An 18823-nucleotide genomic window follows, 5' to 3' on the forward strand; every position below is an offset into this window, starting at 1 on the left:
AAGTGGGAAGTAGTCACTTTTGTGGCATCACTTTTAACCACTATCGCCATGAAAAAAATAGCTTGGATTCTCGTCGTTGTGCTGGCTCTACTTGTCGGAATGATCCCGATTTCGTACCTAACCGATGTCAAGCAAGGGTATTTAGAACTAAAATCTCCCGAAACACGTCAAAATACGTTCTGGCAAATAGGTTTTGTCACGCATATTGCGTTTGGGGCGGTAGCCATTATGGTCGGCTGGCTACAATTCAGCCATAAACTGTTGACCAACTTCCCCAAATGGCATCGGATCATTGGCAAAACCTACGTCATCACGGGTTTGCTCTGCTCTGGAGCAGGAATTTTCATTGGTTTTTATGCCCACGGCGGCCCCATCGCAATGGCGGGTTTTGTCTGCGGAGGCTGCGTTTACTTTTACACAACCCTTCGAGGTTATGTATTGATTCGGGCCAAAAACGTAGTCAAACACCAAGCTATGATGACCTATAGCTACGCGGCTTGTCTGGGTGCGGTGAGCCTGAGAATTTTTATACCGCTCTCGGTTTTGCTTCCTTATGAATACACATCGGTGTACAACGTGGTGGCGTGGTTGAGTTGGCTATTCAACTTGGGAATTGCGTTTTGGGTCAACAAAAAAAGAGGCTCACCTTACAAGCAAGGGCGCATGGCAGCGATTTGAAGGGGATGTTTGTGCCGAAATCAAACTTTTAGCACACATGTCCCTTTTCAACACAAAAACGCTCCGCTATGCCTGCTTGCTCGTGGCGGGGTTTATCGCTTCCGACGCCACCGCCCAGACGTCGCTTAAAACGCTGCGGTTCTCGCTCTACAACGAAACGTTGGGTGTCCCCTCCGCCAAACTAACCAAACTTCCCATTCACCCAGCAGTAAGTATTGGCACCGACCTACGGGTACGTTCGGGCCACCACTGGCAAAAAGCCTTTGGGGTTGACCTGTACTATTATTACCAACAGTCGTTGGAACACGCCCTCATGCTCGATGCTTCGTATCGACTTGGGTATCGGTTCAATTTTGGGTTGCAAACCAACCTACACACCGCGCTTGGCTACAAACACGCGATTTTGGCAGGTCAAAAGTATGCCCTAAAAAACGGCGAATACCAACCTACCTCGCATTTTGGCAAAGCCCAAGCCAACCTCAAACTCGGACTAGGGCTGGAATACCCGCTTTCGAAGCGCTACTCCGTCGCGGTTGACTACAAAACAATGGTCGCCGCACCGTTTGGCGACCGCATTCTTCCTTTTTCTATCCATACCTTCTTAGGGGTAGGTCTCAACATTCATTTACAACCATAAACTTCACAACAGTCCATGAAACGTATCTCATTCATCCTCGTTATTGCGTTGTTTTCGCTTGGTTCATGCCGCGAGGAACTTGGCTCGGCGCAGCCTTTGCCCAATTGCCCATTGACCAACACCACCCACCCCAAAGCCGCTAATTACCAAAAAATTATCGACAAGTTTATGGCAGCGGGCGCGGTGGGAGTGAGCGTCACCGTTCGCACGCCCGAAGGCACTTGGAGCGCCACCGCTGGCAAAGCCGACCTTGCCAACCACATCGACCTTAGCCCTTGCCATACGCTTGGCATTGGGAGTATTTCAAAGACATTTACGGCGGCCACAGTTTTAAAATTACAGGAAGAAGGTAAACTCAATATCAATGATTTAGCGAGTAAATACCTTCCCGACGAATACGTCAAAAACATCCACAACCTCAACAAAGCCACCATCAAGCAGTTGCTTCAGCACACCTCGGGCATCCGCGATTATTTGGGGCTTGTAGGCTTGCTCAACATCCACAACCAATCGGTCAAAGCTCAGTCAGCTCACGAAAATTTAAAAACAATTTTTGGAAAAAAAGCCCTGTTTGAAGTGGGTACCGACTGGAGTTACTCCAACTCTAATTACCTGATTTTGGCCTTAATCATCGAGAAAGTTGGCAACAAAAACGCCTTTGAAACGGTAATGGAAAAAGTGCTACAGCCCCTCAAACTCCAAAACACCTACGCCTCCACGACCCGCCCCGCGAGTTTGTCGAGGGGTTACTACGATTCGTTTAACAACGGCATGATGCGTGACCTAACCAAATTTGATGGCTTCGCCGTGGGAGGACAAGACATACTGGACGGCGGAATGGTTTCGAATTCCTACGATTTGGCCCTTTTTATGGAAGCCCTCAAAACGGGCAAACTCCTTTCGGCGGCGTCAATTGCCCTGATGGAATCTCCCACCAACATCCAAGTCAAAGGCATTCCCGAAAACCTTTCATACATCAAGGATTACGGACTAGGGCTTTTTTTGCTTGATATTGAGGGAAAGAAGGGAGTTGGGCACGGGGGCAATGTGCATTGTTTCAACGCAGTTGCTTATTATTTCCCCGAACAAAAAGTCAGTATCGCTATTGCGCTCAATAGCTATTCCAGCAAATTAGACGAAGCTTTATACGACCGCGAAACGATTAAATTGGCCTTGTAAAAATAGGTTGCCCCCTGCGTTTTTCCACCTGTCTGGAAAAACGCAGGGATTTTGAAATTACTACTTCGTGTCGTTAAGGCGATTTTTTATCAAATGTTCAAATTTCTCTAAACTGTTATCATCGTACCCCACAAACTTTTCCACAATTTGCCCTTTGTTATCCACAAACAAAGTGGTTGGAATACTACCGTCAAATCAGCACAGCTTATTATCAGAGAAAGCAAGAATGAATAGCAAAATATTTTTTTCATAACGAATACAGTTGTACCCTAGTTGGTTACTATTTGAATGACCGCTTTTCTGTTTTTCTCCCTTTTTTGTTCAGATTTATCGTTAGCACTTAAACCTTCATCGCCTCTCCAATTCATTTTTATTCTTTCAGCAGAAACCCCTTTTTGAATAAGGTATCCCCCAATCGCACGTGCTCTGTACTCAGACAAAGTCATATTTTTATCTCTATCACCTACATTATCAGTATATCCTGTCACGTGAGCTTTTAGCTTAAAGTCTTCTATTAAGAACGTGGCAATTGAATCTAAGGTAGCTTTCACTTCCGTTTTTAAATCATAATTACTTTGGTCAAAATATAATGTTCTGGTATCAAATGGCTTCTTAGCAATACCCACATTTACAGGTCTAGAAACCAAAGAAGGATTGGTAGCATCAATTCGAACGTCCATAAGTGTCAATCCTGATTCAAGTACAAACTCCTGATTAAGCAACAATTCCCCTTCGTTAGAGCGTGCCTGAATTAAATGTTTACCAGGTTGCATAGGAATTAAGTATAAATAATTATTTCTTATCAAGGGATTTAAAACCAATATATTGTTTACTTTAAATTCTACATTTTTATTCTCGGGAAATGTAAAATGCCAATGAAGTTGGTTTTCTGACGGAAGTGGTGGTGAATTCTTGGATGCCATCGGCACGTTCATTTCAAATTCAAAGTTTTCTTCGATATTTCCGATACGCCTTATTGGCATTTTAGTGGCTCGATAACCTTCTGATTCAAACAATAAAAATTCTGCTGAGTTCGGCAATTGTATTTTAAATTTATTAATACGATTATTTACTTTACTTTCTCCTAAGCTTATTTTTTTCTCACCTTCAAATGCATAAACATGTACTTTCAAATCGAAGCCATTTGCTGGGTCATAACAAAATCCACCTATTTTAACGGTGTTTTTATCTTGAATTGGCAATAATTGATTAAATCCATTACTACAAATACAAAGGAGAATGGACAGTACATAGGCAAGCATATTTTTAATTATTTATTGGTGAGGTTTATATAAAACATCTTATTATTTCGACAGCTCTGTCAAAAGTTGCGTAAGTTCTTTGCTTTCTACTCTAGGTGCGTTTGGATATATCAGTTTACCGCGTTTGTCAACAATCATATAACGGGGTATCGAATTAACTTTTTGCTGCTTCAAGAAATCAGCATCTTGTGAGTTTAAAACCAAGAAATTGTTTGGATATTCATTCAATTCTTCTTTTTCTGAGGCTTTTAACCATGCTTCCATAGATTTATCAATCGACAAATAAACAAATACAATATTTTTGTCTTTTAATGATTCCCTTAGCTTTACAGAATGTGGAAAAGCGGCTCTACAAGGCCCGCACCAGCTTGCCCAAAAATCTACATAAATCACTTTGCCTTGCGCTTGTTTAATAATTGCATCAAGCGAGGTTTTCCCTTTATTGTTATCCATCAACGTAAGTGATGTAGGTACGTAGCGCGTTGTATCAAGTTCAAGGACATACTTTACTTTAAGTTTCTCAACGAGCGAAGAATCTTTTACATCTTTCTCTAACTTGTTAAAGTAGCTCAAAAAGTCATTTTTTGAAAGTGACTCCGAAATTCTGCCAATATTTTTTATCAGCAAATAATTTTTGATTGTTTCTGGAAAATTAAATTCTGTATTTATTTTATCATAAATCACCTTATAATCCCTATTAATTCCATCTGTTAAATCCAAATAAGGTGCTTTTTCCACGACAAATCTATGCTCTACTGCATCAACAAAATCTTTAAAATAGATTCCTTCATAATTCTCTAGGATGTTTTCTTGAGAATTGCACCAATGATAGACGTCATCAATCGAAAGTCGTTCTGTTTCAACCTCTATTAATTTTTTTAAATTTTCGATTTTATTTTTTTGAAATTTATACACATTTTCAGATACAAAACCTTGCTTACTGAGTGAATCAATAACCCTTCTATTTATATCAAGATACCTCATATACTTTGGGTATAATTCATTTTTCATTAACAAAATCCCTTTTTTGTTTCTATTCATTATTTGCTCTCCTGTCATATTTTTTGACAGAGCACGTGCACTTTCGTCATTCAATATCTTTTTCCCGTGCAAGCTAACGGCACCAAAATATTCCCCAATTGGCGAATAGTTCACAAACTCACACTGGCTCCTTACTAGGTCATCCACCTGATAATCATTTTTAGGAGCCTTTCGGTTTATAACCGTTACGACGGGAATATTTTTATTATATTCAATGACAATGGAGTCTCCCTTTTGCAAAATGTAGTCGTTATAGTCAAAGTAGTTAACCCAGTGCCGAAGAATACAATGATCATTTTTCATTTTCAGCCGAATATCTTTATTTTTAATGTTACTTTCAACTTCAATCCATTTCATCTCATCATCGTACACAAATCGTAACAAGTGCTTATTTTGAGTCCATGCTGTTTTTGTATAATAAAAATAATTATCAATCTTTTGAGTATTTTTAAAGGAAACGTGAACAACACCTTCCGTGTCGTTTGAAAACACATTTATATGACACAAAAATGCCATTTTTAACATTAATAATCGAAGTAGTGTTGTTTTCATGTTTTCAAGTATTTAAATAGATTTTTATTTTTTCAAGGAACTTCTTATAAAGTCAACATAATCTTCATCAGTACATAATTGATAAAACTTATTTAAAAACTTCTCGTAAAACAACTCATTAGCTGCGTAGTTTTGAGTTATTACAATTTGTTCATAAAGCAGATTTAGTAAAAGTTGAGACCTTAACATACCAGAATATCTTTCACATATGTAATCAAACAAAACCGTAAACTCTTGTGGGCTCGGAAAAGTATAATTACTGTAGCAACTACACTCCGCCTGAATGATACTATACAAAGCTGGTATTCTAAATAAAGAACTGTAATTAAGTGTATCATTCATTAATTCATTTTTCATACTTGTCACTTGAGGCGGTAATGGAATACCCTTAAATGATTTATTTCGATGGATTAGTAAAGATGCCATCCATTGATAATTACGTTCTTTTTCTAGGTATGATACATATTTTTCCGAAAGAGCATATTTCCCTCTGAGTTCTTTAATTAAATTCATTTCATTTTCTCTAATTAAATCTAAGTTATTTTGCACATCTTTCCATATTTTAAAATTTATATTAAACAAGTATGGCTCAATAAATGACTGAGAACTTACCAGTTTTTTCATTATTTTCCATTCGTTTACATTAGTTCCTTCAAAAACTAATTTACCAAAAATGTCTATACTAACGTTTAATGTATCATTTGGAAATAAAATTACAGGAATAATAGCCTCATTATTTTCTTGAAATATAAGTACAGATGGAGAATTATTTAACACATTAATTGTATCCGTTTTAAATTTTGATTCCGACTGAAGATAGTGGTGATATTTACGATTAGGATATAGATATTTTGTTCTCTCGTAAAAAAATATACTCTTGGTAGGTGCTAAGTTTACAATAACTGTACTTGATTGTCCAAAACAAGCAGAAGCATATATAAAAATGAGTAAGAAAATTATTTTTTCACAACGTATTAACCTGAACATAAATCACTACTTATTGACTATAATAAAAGTGTTATTTACTAATGATTTGATAAAAATATTTAAAAATCTAGTAAAAACAAATAAATTTAGATTTTTTTTAGAAAAAATAGTTTTTTTCATCCTTTAGGCCACAAAAAAAGGGAATCACCTCTCGATGATTCCCTCCTATGCACCTTTAGTGCTTACTATTGCTTCTTCTCGTTGCCTCCGCCGCTGTTGCCACTATTGCCACCACCACCTTTGGGTTGATTATGATTTCTGCGGTGATGATTTCCTCTATTTGAGTGTTGTTTGGCAGGCTTTGTTGCGTCGTTGTTGTTACTGTTGGCATTATTTCCTTTCTGAGCAGGATTTCCCACTGGGGCACTGGGCACTTTCGCAGGAGCCTGGGCAGTAGGTGCCTTGGGAGCTGATGCCTGTGGCTTCGGCGCAGGAGCTGAAGGCGTAGTGGCTGCCGCTGGCTGCGCCGTTTCTTTGGCCGCGTTGGTATTGGTAGTACCACCCCCTTTTTTCTTCTTAGGACGGCGATTTGCACCACCATTTTGTTGGTCGCGGTGGCTAAACTTCTTGTCCATTTTGGCCAAGTCGCTATTGATACCTGCCGCAGGCAATGCCAACACTGCCTCTTCGATATCCAACACATCCAACGACACAGGTTTTTCGCCTCTTGCGTTCATTTGCAAGATTTTGCTCACCTGCTCCATCGTGATTGGGTGCCAGGTCGTGCTATCGTTTTCGTAGCCAAACCACATGATTTTCTTGAAAATATCGGTTTTCTGCAAGTGCGCCTTCCCTTTTTGGGTTTGAAGGGGTGCATCCACGTGCGGAATGTCCTTGAGGGCGTCGATGTAGGTTTCCAGCTCGTAGTTGAGGCAGCACTTCAAACGTCCGCATTGGCCCGAAAGCTTCGTTGGGTTCAGCGATAGGTTTTGGTAACGAGCAGCTGAGGTCGTGATGTTTTTAAAGTCGCTCAACCAAGTTGAACAACACAATTCACGGCCACATGCGCCCAAACCACCCAAACGCCCTGCTTCTTGGCGTAGGCTAATTTGACGCATTTCGATGCGCACCTTAAACTCACCCGCCAAAACCTTGATCAGTTCACGGAAATCAACCCGTTCGTCGGCCGAATAGTAAAACGTCGCTTTGGTATTGTCGGACTGAAACTCCACATCCGACAATTTCATGTTCAGTTTTAGCTCTTTGACCAATTCGCGAGCGCGGTACATCGTTGGCAGGTCACGCGCAACACTCTGCTCGTGTTTTTCCATATCGCGTGGATTCCCCACCCGATAAATGCTCTTGATGTTTTCGTCGTCGGCTACTTTCTTCTTGGTCATTTGCAAACGCACCAAGTCACCCTGCAACGATACCGCTCCAATATGATAGCCCGAAGCCATCTCACACACGACGTAGTCGCCCGTGAGGAGTTCAAGCTGGTTGATATTGCGAAAATATTCTTTCCGCCCTCCTTTAAACTTCACTTCTACCACGTCAAAACGTTTTGCGATGGGCACATCCATATCACTGAGCCAATCGAAAACGTTCATTTTATTGCAACCACCTGTGTTGCACGCGCCATTATTTTGACAACCAGCGGTTTTTCCGTTGCTTCCTTTCGTTCCGCATCCGCCCGTTGAACATGATTTACAACTCATTTCTGTTTAGTTTACAGCCTGACGTTTATACGAGCGCGTTACGGTTTCAACTACGTTACGACCCGCTTTGCGTCAAACTAATCCGTATAACGAATCAAATCTAAACCAATGTCTTTGCGGTAGTATTTCCCTTCAAACTGCACTGCTGTCGCTGCTTTTTGCGACTTATTTACAGCCCCTTCGAGGGAGTTTGCGAGTGCTGTCAGTGCCAGTACTCGTCCGCCATTGGTTACGACTTCTCCTTTGTCATTGGTGGTAGTTCCTGCATGAAACACCGTAATGTCTTCCATTTTTTCTAATTCAGCAATTACCTTGCCTTTTTCGTAGGCATCTGGGTACCCACCCGACACAATCACCGTTGTGACGGCCGTTTGGGGCGAAATAACGAAATCGCTGTCGGCCAATTTTTGATCGGCGGCGGCCAGCAAAAGCGTCACTAAATCCGACTGAATACGTGGCAAAACAACCTCCGTTTCGGGGTCGCCCATGCGTGCGTTGTACTCAATCACGTACGGTTCGCCTTTCACGTTCATCAATCCAATAAAAATAAAACCAACGTACGTAATCCCTTCGGCTTGCAAGCCCGCGAGGGTTGGTTTTACAACTTTCTGTTCTACTTTTCTCAGGAAGTTTTCGTCCGCAAAAATCACGGGCGACACCGCTCCCATTCCTCCCGTGTTGGGGCCTGTATCTTTTTCGCCAATGCGTTTGTAGTCTTTGGCTTCGGGAAGGATTTTGTAATTGACACCATCCGAAAGCACAAATACCGACAACTCAATACCGCGCAAAAACTGCTCTACCACCACTTTATTACCCGCTTCGCCAAATTTAGCACCCACAAGCATGTCTGTCATGGCCGCTTTGGCTGTATCGAGTGTTTCGGCAATGATTACTCCCTTGCCAGCCGCCAGTCCGTCGGCTTTCAACACGATTGGGAGTGCGTGTGTGCTCAAGTAGTTCAGCCCTTGGTCTAGTGTTTCAGACGTAAATGTCTGCGACGCTGCCGTAGGGATTCCGTACTTAGCCATGAAGTTTTTGGAAAAATCTTTGCTTCCTTCCAGCTGTGCCCCCAGGCGATCAGGGCCCACAATTTTGACCCTTGCCAACGCTGGTTGAGCTTTTAAGTAATCAACAACTCCGTTGACCAGTGGTTCTTCGGGGCCGACAATTACTAATTTAATTTTAAAATCAACAATAGCTTTTGCAATGCCTTCAAAGTCATTGAACCCAACGGGCAAGTTGGTAGCCACTTGTGCGGTTCCCGCATTTCCAGGCGCTACGTACAACTCGTCACAATGTGGGCTTTGGGCTATTTTCCAAGCAAACGCGTGTTCGCGTCCGCCCGAACCCAGAATTAAAATATTCATTTTTTGAGGTTAAAGTGTATAGAGTAGGGCGCGAAATCCCTTTCAATTGTTTCGCGCCTTACTAGGAGTTTTTCACTTACTTAGTTGGCCACTTCGGACATAAACTTGATACGCATCAAACGAAGCTCATCTTCGGTGACATCGTCCTTGGCCAATTCATCTAACGCAACTTTGATACTATCGGTTTCAGCCGCCATAAAGTAATCGTAAATATCGTACTGGCGGTCTTTGTCCATGATCTGGTTGATATAATAATCCAAGTTAAGCTTCGTACCCGAGTAGCAAATGTGTTCAATCTCCTCAATCAGCTCGTCCATTGCTAACCCTTTGGCTTCGGCTATTTCGTCCAAATCTACTTTTCGGTCGATTTGTTGAATGATAAAAATCTTCACTTTCGACTTATTAGCCGCCGATTTTACCACCACATCTTTGGCCGTTTCGATTTCGTTTTCCTCCACATAACGCGTGATGAGGTCAATGAACGGACGACCAAATTTCTGCACTTTCCCCATTCCTACCCCGTTGATTTGGGCCATTTCTTGGGAAGTAGTGGGATAAGTCGTCGCCATTTCTTCTAACGACGGGTCTTGGAAAATAACATACGGAGGAAGGTTTTTCTCTTTCGCTATTTTTTTGCGGAGTGCCTTCAAAAGCCCCAAAAGCGCTTCATCGTAGGCATTTCCGCCGCCCGACGGTGCCAAATCCGTCACATCTTCGTCGTCGTTTGACTTCTGCGTGTCGTTTTCGTCGAAAGTATGGTCTTTTGAAATCGTAATCGGATACGGGTCATTGATGTATTTGACGCCTTTTTCGGTGATTTTCAACACACCAAAATTTTCAGCATCTTTTCCCAAATACCCCAAAATCACCAACTGACGAATCATTGAGCGCCAATACTCTACGCCATATTCTTCCCCTTCTTCTTCATCCTTAAATTTACCTGCTCCATACATTTCGAGTTTGTTATGTTCATAGCTCGTCACATACATGTTATCGGTGGCGGTAATCAAATCTGCAATGTGATCGCCATCAAAACGCTGATCGGTCAGTTGAATCGCTTTCAAAACGATAACTGCTTCTTCTTGCACTTTGAATTTTGGCGTTGGCTTGATACAGTTGTCGCAGAAACCGCAGTCCTTCTCCATGTATTCGCCAAAATAACTCAGCAACTGACGACGGCGGCACGCGCCAAGGTTGGCATAGGCCACCATTTCGTTCAATAAATGGCGGGCATTGTCGCGCTCCGTTACCGACTTATCTTTGTTAAACTTCTCTAGCTTTTGGATGTCATCTAGGCTATAAAACATCACGCAATTCCCCTCCAAGCCATCACGACCCGCGCGACCTGTTTCTTGGTAATAACCCTCCAACGACTTAGGCGCATCGTAGTGAATGACAAAACGAACGTCGGGTTTGTCGATACCCATTCCAAATGCAATGGTCGCGACAATGACATCCGCTTCTTCGTTCAAAAACGCATCTTGGTTGTTCATCCGCGTTTGTCCGTCCAAGCCCGCATGGTAAGGGAGTGCTTTTATATCATTCACTGCCAACAAATTAGCCACCTCTTCTACGGTCTTACGGCTTAAGCAATAGATGATACCCGACTTTCCTTTGTTGTTTTTGATGTATTTAATCAGCTGCTTATTGACGTCCCCCAATTTCGGGCGCACTTCGTAGTACAAGTTTTTGCGGTTAAACGACGACTTATACAAGGCAGCCTCTTCCATCCGCAAGTTTTTCGCAATGTCTTGCTGCACTTTCGGGGTGGCTGTAGCTGTCAGCGCAATCAGTGGCAGGTTGGGGTTGATGTTGTCAATAATTCCTCGAATACGGCGGTATTCTGGGCGGAAATCGTGCCCCCACTCCGAGATACAGTGTGCCTCGTCAACTGCCACAAAAGAAATGTTAGCTCGCTGTAAAAAGTCAAGATTTTCTTCTTTCGTTAGCGATTCTGGCGCAATGTACAATAGTTTCAAGGTGCCATCGAGGGCATCTTTTTTAACCTTTGTGATTTCAGCCTTGTTGAGAGTAGAATTCAAAAACTGCGCATTAATGCCGAAAGCGTTCAGTTGATCCACTTGATTTTTCATCAAGGCAATCAACGGAGAAATAACGATGGCAACGCCTTCAGTGGTAATAGCAGGCAACTGATAACAAAGCGATTTCCCCGCACCTGTAGGCATGATAACGAAGGTGTTATTGCCTCCCATGATGCTATGAATAATCGACTCTTGTTCGCCTCTAAACTGACTGTAACCAAAAATTTCTTTGAGTCGCTCCTTTAGCGTATGCTGTACGCTCGTATCTACCTGAATCATCCTCTTTCGTTGTATTTTTTGCCTTTATACCCTTGGTTAACAGGTACTTAAACAGCTTTTTTAGTGAGTTAATTGGAAATCAATGGGAAGTTACTGAAGATTGCTCCTGCTGAGAAGTGGCAAAGTGGGCAAAGTCACTAACTACGTTTGAAATTAGTAAAAATAATCAAATTTGACGCAACAAATTTTTGAGAGCAAAAGGTTAACTTTTTTTTAGAACAGGCTCACACGCTCTCACAAATCAGCTTACAATCAAGCACTTAACCTATAAAGAGCATTTCAAAAAAGGTGCTTTTTTACCCTAAAATTAGCATAATACAAGCTTGATTTTAACGCATACGGTCTTGCGAACGAACCAGTTTTTCGTCACGACGGATAAAACGATTGGCCAAAACATTCGCCAGCATTGACGTCACGAGTGCGTAGAAGCCAAAACCAAAGCTGCCTGTGACATTGGGCTCGAACAAATCTTTGGCTTTCCCAAAAATAAAATACATGATTAGCCCCATAATGATGGTCATCAGGATAGAGTTTGCGGCACACAGCCCCGACTGAAGTAAGCGGTTTTTGTACTGAGAAATGGCAAAAATCGCCACTCCAGCCACTATCCCGCCGACAAGCGCGATGTACCAAACAGGGGTAATAAACGAACTTGTTCCTTGTTCGTGAACCAATCGAAGGGCAGTAAGGTGAACCGATTGGGTGCCATCAACGGCGGTCTTGTCCCAAACGGGCAAAGCCAACAGCCCGACGATACCAACGGCCACTACGGCTAAAAAGAGTGTTTGAATACGTTGTAACATAATGGTACGAAAAATTATAAGTTGACGAGTCGAAGTAAGTTACCAAACTTCATTTTTTTCGTCTTTTGGGTGTATAGAAAAATAAGTTCTGCCAAAAATGGACGGCAAAGGTAATCATTTGATGATGATTTTGGAACAGTCTTCCAAGAGAATACAGTACCTAAGGCAATTACTCGGCCTAACGCGCTGATTTGGGGCAGAACCGTTATTTTTACAACTTCGTAGCTTTAAAATTAAGGATAACATGCTTTCTAAAACGTTCGGTAGTGCGGTCTATGGTGTCAATGCCACAATGATAACCATTGAAGTAACAGTGGGGCAAGGAATGCGCTTTTTTATGGTAGGCTTGCCCGACAGCGCCGTAAAAGAAAGTGAGCAGCGCGTAGAAGCCTCTCTCAAGTTTTTTGACTACCGAATGCCACGTCAAAAAGTAGTGGTAAACCTTGCCCCCGCCGACATTCGCAAGGAAGGCTCGGCCTACGATTTGCCCATTGCCCTATGTGTGTTGCAGGCGTCGGACCAAATCGTAACCAAGAAAAGCCTCGAAGACTACATCATCATGGGCGAGTTGTCGTTGGATGGCAAACTCCGCCCCATCAAAGGCGTCCTTCCCATCGCCGTGGAAGCTCGGAAACTTGGCTACAAAGGATTTATTTTGCCTGCGGCCAATGCCCATGAAGCCGCCATCGTCAATAGCCTCGACGTTATTCCTGTGGAAACACTACAAGACGCCATCGGCTTTTTTGAGGAAACCAAAGAAATCACCCCGTTGAAGGTGGACACGCGCGATTTATTTTTCAATACCCTGAACGATTATGATGCTGATTTTGAACACGTTCAAGGCCAAGAAAATATCAAACGAGCCCTCGAAATCGCCGCTTCGGGCGGGCACAATGTGATTATGATTGGGCCTCCAGGGGCAGGTAAAACGATGTTAGCCAAACGATTACCTTCCATTTTACCCCCGTTGACGCTGCACGAATCGCTCGAAACGACCAAAATCCATTCCGTCGCAGGAAAGCTTGGCACCAAAGCATCACTCATTGCACGGCGACCTTTTCGCGCACCTCACCATACCATCAGCGACGCCGCGCTGGTTGGGGGTGGCACGTTCCCGCAGCCAGGCGAAATCTCGTTGGCGCACAACGGCGTGTTGTTTTTAGACGAATTGCCCGAATTTAAGCGAACAGTACTTGAAGTGATGCGCCAACCGCTCGAAGAACGCCGCGTAACGATTTCTCGCACCAAATGGGCGATTGAGTTTCCTGCCAACTTTATGCTCATTGCCAGCATGAACCCCTGCCCGTGTGGCTACTACAATCACCCCGAAAAGGAATGTGTTTGTCCACCTGGAACCGTTCAGCGCTATTTGAATAAAATCAGCGGGCCACTCCTCGACCGCATCGACTTGCATGTAGAAGTCACGCCCGTGTCGTTCGACCAAATTTCGTCGAACCGTAAAGCCGAAAAAAGTGAAGACATTCGTCAGCGTGTGATTACCGCCCGCGAAATTCAGACGGAGCGTTTCAAAGACAAAGAAGGGATTTATTGTAACGCCATGATGCCCTCACCGATGGTGAAAGAGGTGTGTGAAATCAACCCCGCAGGCAAAGCCCTACTCAAGGCCGCCATGGAACGGCTTGGGTTGTCGGCTCGGGCGTATGACCGTATTCTAAAAGTAGCTCGCACCATCGCCGACCTTGCCGCCAGTCCCGACATTAAGATTGAACACTTGGCTGAAGCTATTCAGTACCGAAGTTTAGACCGCGAGAATTGGGCGGGGTAAACGTTTCACCTTCCCGAAAGTTTTAGAACTTTCGGGAAGGTCTCTGTTGGCTGAAGCTATTCAGTACCGAAGTTTAGACCGTGAGAATTGGGCGGGGTAAACGTTTCACCTTCCCGAAAGTTTTAGAACTTTCGGGAAGGTCTCTGTTGGATGAAGCTATTAAATACCGAAGTTTAGACCGTGAGAATTGGGCTGGGTAAACGTTTCACCTTCCCGAAAGTTTCAGAACTTTCGGGAAGGTCTCTGTTGGATGAAGCTATTCAATACCGAAGTTTAGACCGTGAGAATTGGGCGGGGTAAACGTTTCACCTTCCCGAAAGTTTTAGAACTTTCGGGAAGGTCTCTGTGAATCGGGTTGCTCACAACCCGACCGTTAGAATTATACCACATCCCTCAGCAACTCCTCCACCGCGCGGCGGCCCGATTCCATGGCGCCATGTACCGTTCCGCTATGCCCGCCGTAGTGGGTAGCTTCTCCCGCAAAATAGACTTTGCGCTGAATAGGCTGCGACAACGTTTGGCGCGTCAGTAAGCCGCCACCGTTGGGGATTGGGAAAGAGTACGCGCCTTTGATAAAAGGTTCTTTGCCCCAATCCATCACTTTGGCGTTGGTCAAGGCAGCCGTCGCCGTTCCTTTTCCGTAAATGGTATCCAATTCTTTTAGCAAATTCTGAATAATGACCGTAGAGGTCTGTCCACTGAGAACTTCGGCTCGTTCTCCCGTCACAAACCCTGACAGTACAAACGAAGATGTGCTTCGTCCTGCGGAACTCACCCAATATTCGGGCACCGAGCCAGAGGTATAAATAGAACCCGTATTGGCCTCCCAAAACCGACGATTAAAGACCAAAGCAACCTTGATGCCCGCGCCCATGCCGATGTTGCGGATGGCCGTGAGTTTGGCTTCGGGCAGTGAGGGGGTAAATTGAATGTCATTGGCTTGTAAAATCGACAGTGGTACCGTCACAATCACCTTATCTGCAAAACGCCGCTGGGCTTGCGCATCTTCCAAAACAATGGGGCTATTGGTAAAATCAATGCGTTTGATTTGTTTATTGAGCACTACTTTTGGAATAACACTTTTGCATTTTTCCTCAAGTACCGAAAGCAACGAACGATTACCCAACAAATAATTGTCCCTTCCCGCACTCCAAATTGCTTCGGTCTCGGCTACGCCCAAAAGCCCCAAACGGTTGGCCGAGGTGCCATAATTGTTGGCAATGAGCGCATCAGGAATATGTCGAACTCTCGACACCAGTTTTGTGCTTTCCATCAATTGCGCCAGGGTTGTTTCGTTGCCCGAATATGACCGTGCCTGCTGAGAAAGTAACATGGCCAAACGAAAATCAAGGTCGGTATTCCATTGTGCTTCAGTGCGAAGCAACGTTCCTATTTGATAATAATCGGTGCCAGAAGTAGGCAACAACGATGCCCCTGATTCTTTGGCCCAATCGTACAATGTCGATCTACTGCCACGAATTTTTTCAGCGCCCAATTCCACGTCAAAATCAGCCAAACCTTTCAACGGACGAATCCGCCCCCCGATTTGTTCGGCAGCTTCGTAGATGGTATAGTTCGCGCCCTGTTGTTCTAGCAAATAGCCCGCGTACAATCCCGCCGCTCCTGCTCCAATGATGGCGATTTGGCCTTCGTATTTGCGGGGGGCGTAGGGATCTTTGGGTTGGCAATTTTCCAACGCTACGGCTCCAGTGGCGAGCAAAGTATGTTTGATAAAATCGCGACGTTGCATAGTGACAATCAATTGGTTTTAAAACGTTTAAACAAGCTCACAATCCCCTCGTCCGTGCATTCATTGAGCAGTTGTTGGATTGTTTTTTTTAATAAAGGATGAACAAACTCGGGGGCAATTTCTGCCAGTGGAACCAGCGTAAACTTACGCTGATGCAGCCGTGGATGGGGTACTTCTAACTCCTCCGATGTCAGTATTTTATTTCCATAAAACAACACATCAATGTCGATAACCCGTGCGCCCCAGCGCAATCTCCGCTCTCGTCCCAGCTCTTTTTCAATGGCAAGGGCTGCTTGCAATACGCGCTTTGCTTCTTTTTCGGTGGTCAGTGAAATGACCTGATTGAGGTAAGCGGGCTGCTCTTCAACGCCCCAAGGCGCGGTTTCGTACAACGATGATGCTGAAATGACAGGAGCAATTCGCTCCGAAATCAGCGTAATCGCCTTTGAGAGTGTTGCTTCGCGGTCGCCCAAGTTGGCTCCCAACAACAAAAAAACAGGGTACTGATTCATGCCACAAAGGTAGGTAAGGAACGGAATAATAATACGCCGAAAAATGTAAAATGTCAGACTCAGCAGAAAAGACCTACTTTTGTCTTTATAGGAAAACGACTTTAATCCTCCATTTTAAACCTAATAACCATGCTACGCTCCGTTTTTCTGTCTCTGTTTTTTTGTATTTCGGCCTTTGTAAGCATTGCCCAACAAGAAATACCATTGTATGCTGGTGCCATTCCCAATGCCAAAGAAGCCACCAACGAAGAAAAACGCACCGCGTCGCAGATCGTTTCTACTGTTTCGGTACCAACATTAAGCGTGTTTCTTCCCCCAAAAGACAAAGCAACGGGCACGGCAGTGGTTATTTGTCCAGGCGGCGGGTACGGCGTATTGGTCATCAAACGCGAAGGCTACGATGTAGCCGAGGAATTTACCAAACGCGGCATTGCGGCTTTTGTGTTGAAGTACCGACTTCCCAGCGAACGCACCATGATTGACCCGTCGATTGGCCCCCTCCAAGACGCCCAACAGGCGATTAAAACCGTACGGGAACGAGCTGCCGAATGGAATATTAATCCCCAAAAAATCGGGATCATGGGTTTTTCGGCAGGAGGGCACTTGGCCTCTACGGCTGGCACTCATTTTGAGCGCACCGTTTTACCTAACCCTCAGGGCACTAGCCTCCGTCCTGATTTTTTGGTGCTGGTTTATCCCGTCATTAGTTTTGCCGATGGAGTCGGGCACAAGGGTTCGGGCGTGAATCTTTTGGGCAAAAATGCCTCCGCTGAGCAGTTGACCCGTTACTCCAACGACCTCCAAGTGACGCAAAATACGCCTCCTGCTTTTATCACCCACGCCAGCGACGATACCGTGGTGCCTGTCAAAAATAGCCTACTTTTTTACGAAGCCTTGCAGAAAAACCGCATCTTGAGCGACCTCCACATTTATGCCAAAGGCGAACACGGTTATCTCAAAACACCGTCGTTCGACGAGTGGTTTGGTCGCTGTTTGCACTGGCTTACCACCTCGGGTTTTTAACCCTCACATCCCTTATCGCTCAACGTTTCTCTTTTATTTTTTTTCTCTCATTCCAACCTTCTGGGTTGTTCGGCTCCTCTTTGTAGTTGAACGTGCCACTCATGACTGAAAACGAACTGATTCAACGCTGCCTCCAACACGACCGCTCTGCGCAACGGCTGCTTTATGACCGCTACAAAACGGCCATGTACACCCTCGCGTATCGGATGACGGGCGACTTTGACCAAGCCAATAGTGTGTTGCAAGATACGTTTTTAGCCGTTTTTCAGAACTTGAGTCAGTACCGTAGTGAAGCGACGTTAGGAGCGTGGATAAAAGCGATTTTGGTGCGTAAAGCGCACCGAAGTTCGCAGCAAACACCTGCTTATTTATTGATGGAAACGCTTCCCACCGACACCTCGTCGGTCGATTGGGGCAACGATGCCATTGACGCCGCCCACCTCGAAAAAGCTATTTTGAGCCTACCCGAAGGCGCACGGGCAGTATTTGTGCTCATAGAGGTAGAAGGCTACACCCATCGAGAAGTAGCTGAGTTGTTGGGCGTTTCGGAAGGAACGTCGAAGTCGCAATTAAACTATGCCAAAAAGCGGCTGAGGGAGTTGTTAAAATAATACAAAGCGCATTATGTCAGACCTACTCAAACATAAACTACCTACCTACACCCCACCCGAATCGGTTTGGGAGGCGGTGGAGCAGGGCTTAAATGAGGCTCCGTTGAAAGAAGCGCTCCAGCACTTGCCCACGCACGAACCTCCCGCACAGGTGTGGTTGGAGCTAGACGAAACACTGCCCGCGGCTCGTCCGCTGCGGTGGTGGCGATACGCGGCGGCAGCGGCAATAACGGGCTTGCTGTGTTTTGTTGGGTATATTTTTCTGCACTCTCAATCGGAGGATGCCAAACTGACCTATTCCCAAGAAAAAGCATTCCCCAGCGCCCTGCCAACTCAAAATGAAGCCCTCGACCAACAATACGAGAAGTTGCAGGCGTTCTGCGAAACCAAAACACCCGTGTGTGAAAAACCAGAATTTAAGGACTTAAAACACCAACTCGACGAACTTACCATCGCCAGCCGACAGCTCAAAGAAGCATTGGGCGAGTACAATACGGACGCTTCGCTTTCGTCGCAACTCTCTGATATTGAACACGAACGAGCGGAGTTATTAAAAAAACTATCGGAACGGATTTAATAACATTACACCAAAAATAGCCATGAAGAATATTTTGCACTTTATCCACAACTTTTCCCCACCTCTCTTTATCCGTTTG

The 18823-nt window shown here is 44.4% G+C and carries 16 protein-coding genes; 7 read left to right on the top strand and 9 right to left on the bottom strand.

The window, feature by feature from the left end; all coding sequences use genetic code 11:
- Window positions 1-48: 48 nt before the first annotated feature.
- The 3 genes from AC23N5_RS00185 to AC23N5_RS00195 are packed head-to-tail and all read left to right on the top strand — an operon-like array spanning window position 49 to window position 2494.
- Window positions 49-678, top strand: coding sequence for a DUF2306 domain-containing protein (locus AC23N5_RS00185; RefSeq protein WP_487754055.1), 630 nt, complete (start codon window positions 49-51; stop codon window positions 676-678).
- 37 nt (window positions 679-715) lie between these two features.
- Entirely contained in the window at window positions 716-1315 is a 600-nt protein-coding gene (locus tag AC23N5_RS00190) for an outer membrane beta-barrel protein (protein ID WP_487754056.1), read from the top strand.
- A gap of 15 nt (window positions 1316-1330) precedes the next feature.
- Window positions 1331-2494: a serine hydrolase domain-containing protein gene (locus tag AC23N5_RS00195; protein WP_487754057.1), complete on the top strand. Its 1164-nt coding sequence runs from the start codon at window positions 1331-1333 to the stop codon at window positions 2492-2494.
- A 269-nt stretch (window positions 2495-2763) separates the two neighbouring features.
- On the opposite strand, the gene AC23N5_RS00200 is transcribed toward AC23N5_RS00195, so the two are convergent.
- The 7 genes from AC23N5_RS00200 to AC23N5_RS00230 form a co-directional block, all read right to left on the bottom strand.
- Window positions 2764-3756 (bottom strand): OmpA family protein, encoded by a 993-nt coding sequence (locus AC23N5_RS00200; RefSeq protein ID WP_487754058.1) that lies wholly within the window; start codon window positions 3754-3756, stop codon window positions 2764-2766.
- A 42-nt stretch (window positions 3757-3798) separates the two neighbouring features.
- Window positions 3799-5349, bottom strand: a complete 1551-nt coding sequence (locus AC23N5_RS00205) for a TlpA family protein disulfide reductase (protein ID WP_487754059.1) — start codon at window positions 5347-5349, stop codon at window positions 3799-3801.
- Window positions 5350-5373: 24 nt separating this feature from the next.
- Window positions 5374-6126, bottom strand: coding sequence for a hypothetical protein (locus AC23N5_RS00210; RefSeq protein ID WP_487754060.1), 753 nt, complete (start codon window positions 6124-6126; stop codon window positions 5374-5376).
- A 395-nt stretch (window positions 6127-6521) separates the two neighbouring features.
- Window positions 6522-7994, bottom strand: a complete 1473-nt coding sequence (locus AC23N5_RS00215; RefSeq protein WP_487754061.1) for a PSP1 domain-containing protein — start codon at window positions 7992-7994, stop codon at window positions 6522-6524.
- A gap of 77 nt (window positions 7995-8071) precedes the next feature.
- Window positions 8072-9361: a phosphoribosylamine--glycine ligase gene (gene purD / locus AC23N5_RS00220; RefSeq protein ID WP_487754062.1), complete on the bottom strand. Its 1290-nt coding sequence runs from the start codon at window positions 9359-9361 to the stop codon at window positions 8072-8074.
- 80 nt (window positions 9362-9441) lie between these two features.
- Window positions 9442-11682, bottom strand: coding sequence for a DNA helicase RecQ (gene recQ / locus AC23N5_RS00225; RefSeq protein ID WP_487754063.1), 2241 nt, complete (start codon window positions 11680-11682; stop codon window positions 9442-9444).
- Window positions 11683-12011: 329 nt separating this feature from the next.
- Window positions 12012-12485, bottom strand: coding sequence for a DUF4293 domain-containing protein (locus AC23N5_RS00230; protein ID WP_028524248.1), 474 nt, complete (start codon window positions 12483-12485; stop codon window positions 12012-12014).
- 244 nt (window positions 12486-12729) lie between these two features.
- Here AC23N5_RS00230 and AC23N5_RS00235 point away from each other — a divergent pair, with 244 nt between their 5' ends.
- Window positions 12730-14271 carry a YifB family Mg chelatase-like AAA ATPase gene (locus AC23N5_RS00235; protein ID WP_028524247.1) on the top strand — a complete coding sequence of 514 codons (1542 nt, stop codon included), beginning with the start codon at window positions 12730-12732 and terminating at the stop codon, window positions 14269-14271.
- Window positions 14272-14650: 379 nt separating this feature from the next.
- Here the strand turns inward: AC23N5_RS00235 and AC23N5_RS00240 are convergent, their stop codons facing one another.
- Together AC23N5_RS00240 and folK are read right to left on the bottom strand one after the other, a co-directional pair.
- Window positions 14651-16021, bottom strand: a complete 1371-nt coding sequence (locus AC23N5_RS00240; protein WP_487754064.1) for a flavin monoamine oxidase family protein — start codon at window positions 16019-16021, stop codon at window positions 14651-14653.
- Between the two features lie 8 nt (window positions 16022-16029).
- Window positions 16030-16533, bottom strand: a complete 504-nt coding sequence (folK, locus tag AC23N5_RS00245) for a 2-amino-4-hydroxy-6-hydroxymethyldihydropteridine diphosphokinase (protein WP_183972259.1) — start codon at window positions 16531-16533, stop codon at window positions 16030-16032.
- Window positions 16534-16662: 129 nt separating this feature from the next.
- Between folK and AC23N5_RS00250 the strand changes: the two genes are divergently transcribed.
- The 3 genes from AC23N5_RS00250 (at window position 16663) to AC23N5_RS00260 (ending at window position 18744) form a co-directional block, all read left to right on the top strand.
- Window positions 16663-17556, top strand: a complete 894-nt coding sequence (locus tag AC23N5_RS00250) for an alpha/beta hydrolase (protein ID WP_487754065.1) — start codon at window positions 16663-16665, stop codon at window positions 17554-17556.
- A gap of 101 nt (window positions 17557-17657) precedes the next feature.
- Window positions 17658-18167 (top strand): RNA polymerase sigma factor, encoded by a 510-nt coding sequence (locus AC23N5_RS00255; RefSeq protein WP_183972003.1) that lies wholly within the window; start codon window positions 17658-17660, stop codon window positions 18165-18167.
- 13 nt (window positions 18168-18180) lie between these two features.
- Window positions 18181-18744, top strand: coding sequence for a hypothetical protein (locus AC23N5_RS00260; RefSeq protein WP_487754066.1), 564 nt, complete (start codon window positions 18181-18183; stop codon window positions 18742-18744).
- The last annotated feature ends 79 nt before the right edge of the window (window positions 18745-18823 follow it).

This window comes from Runella sp. R5_40, assembly GCF_057652295.1.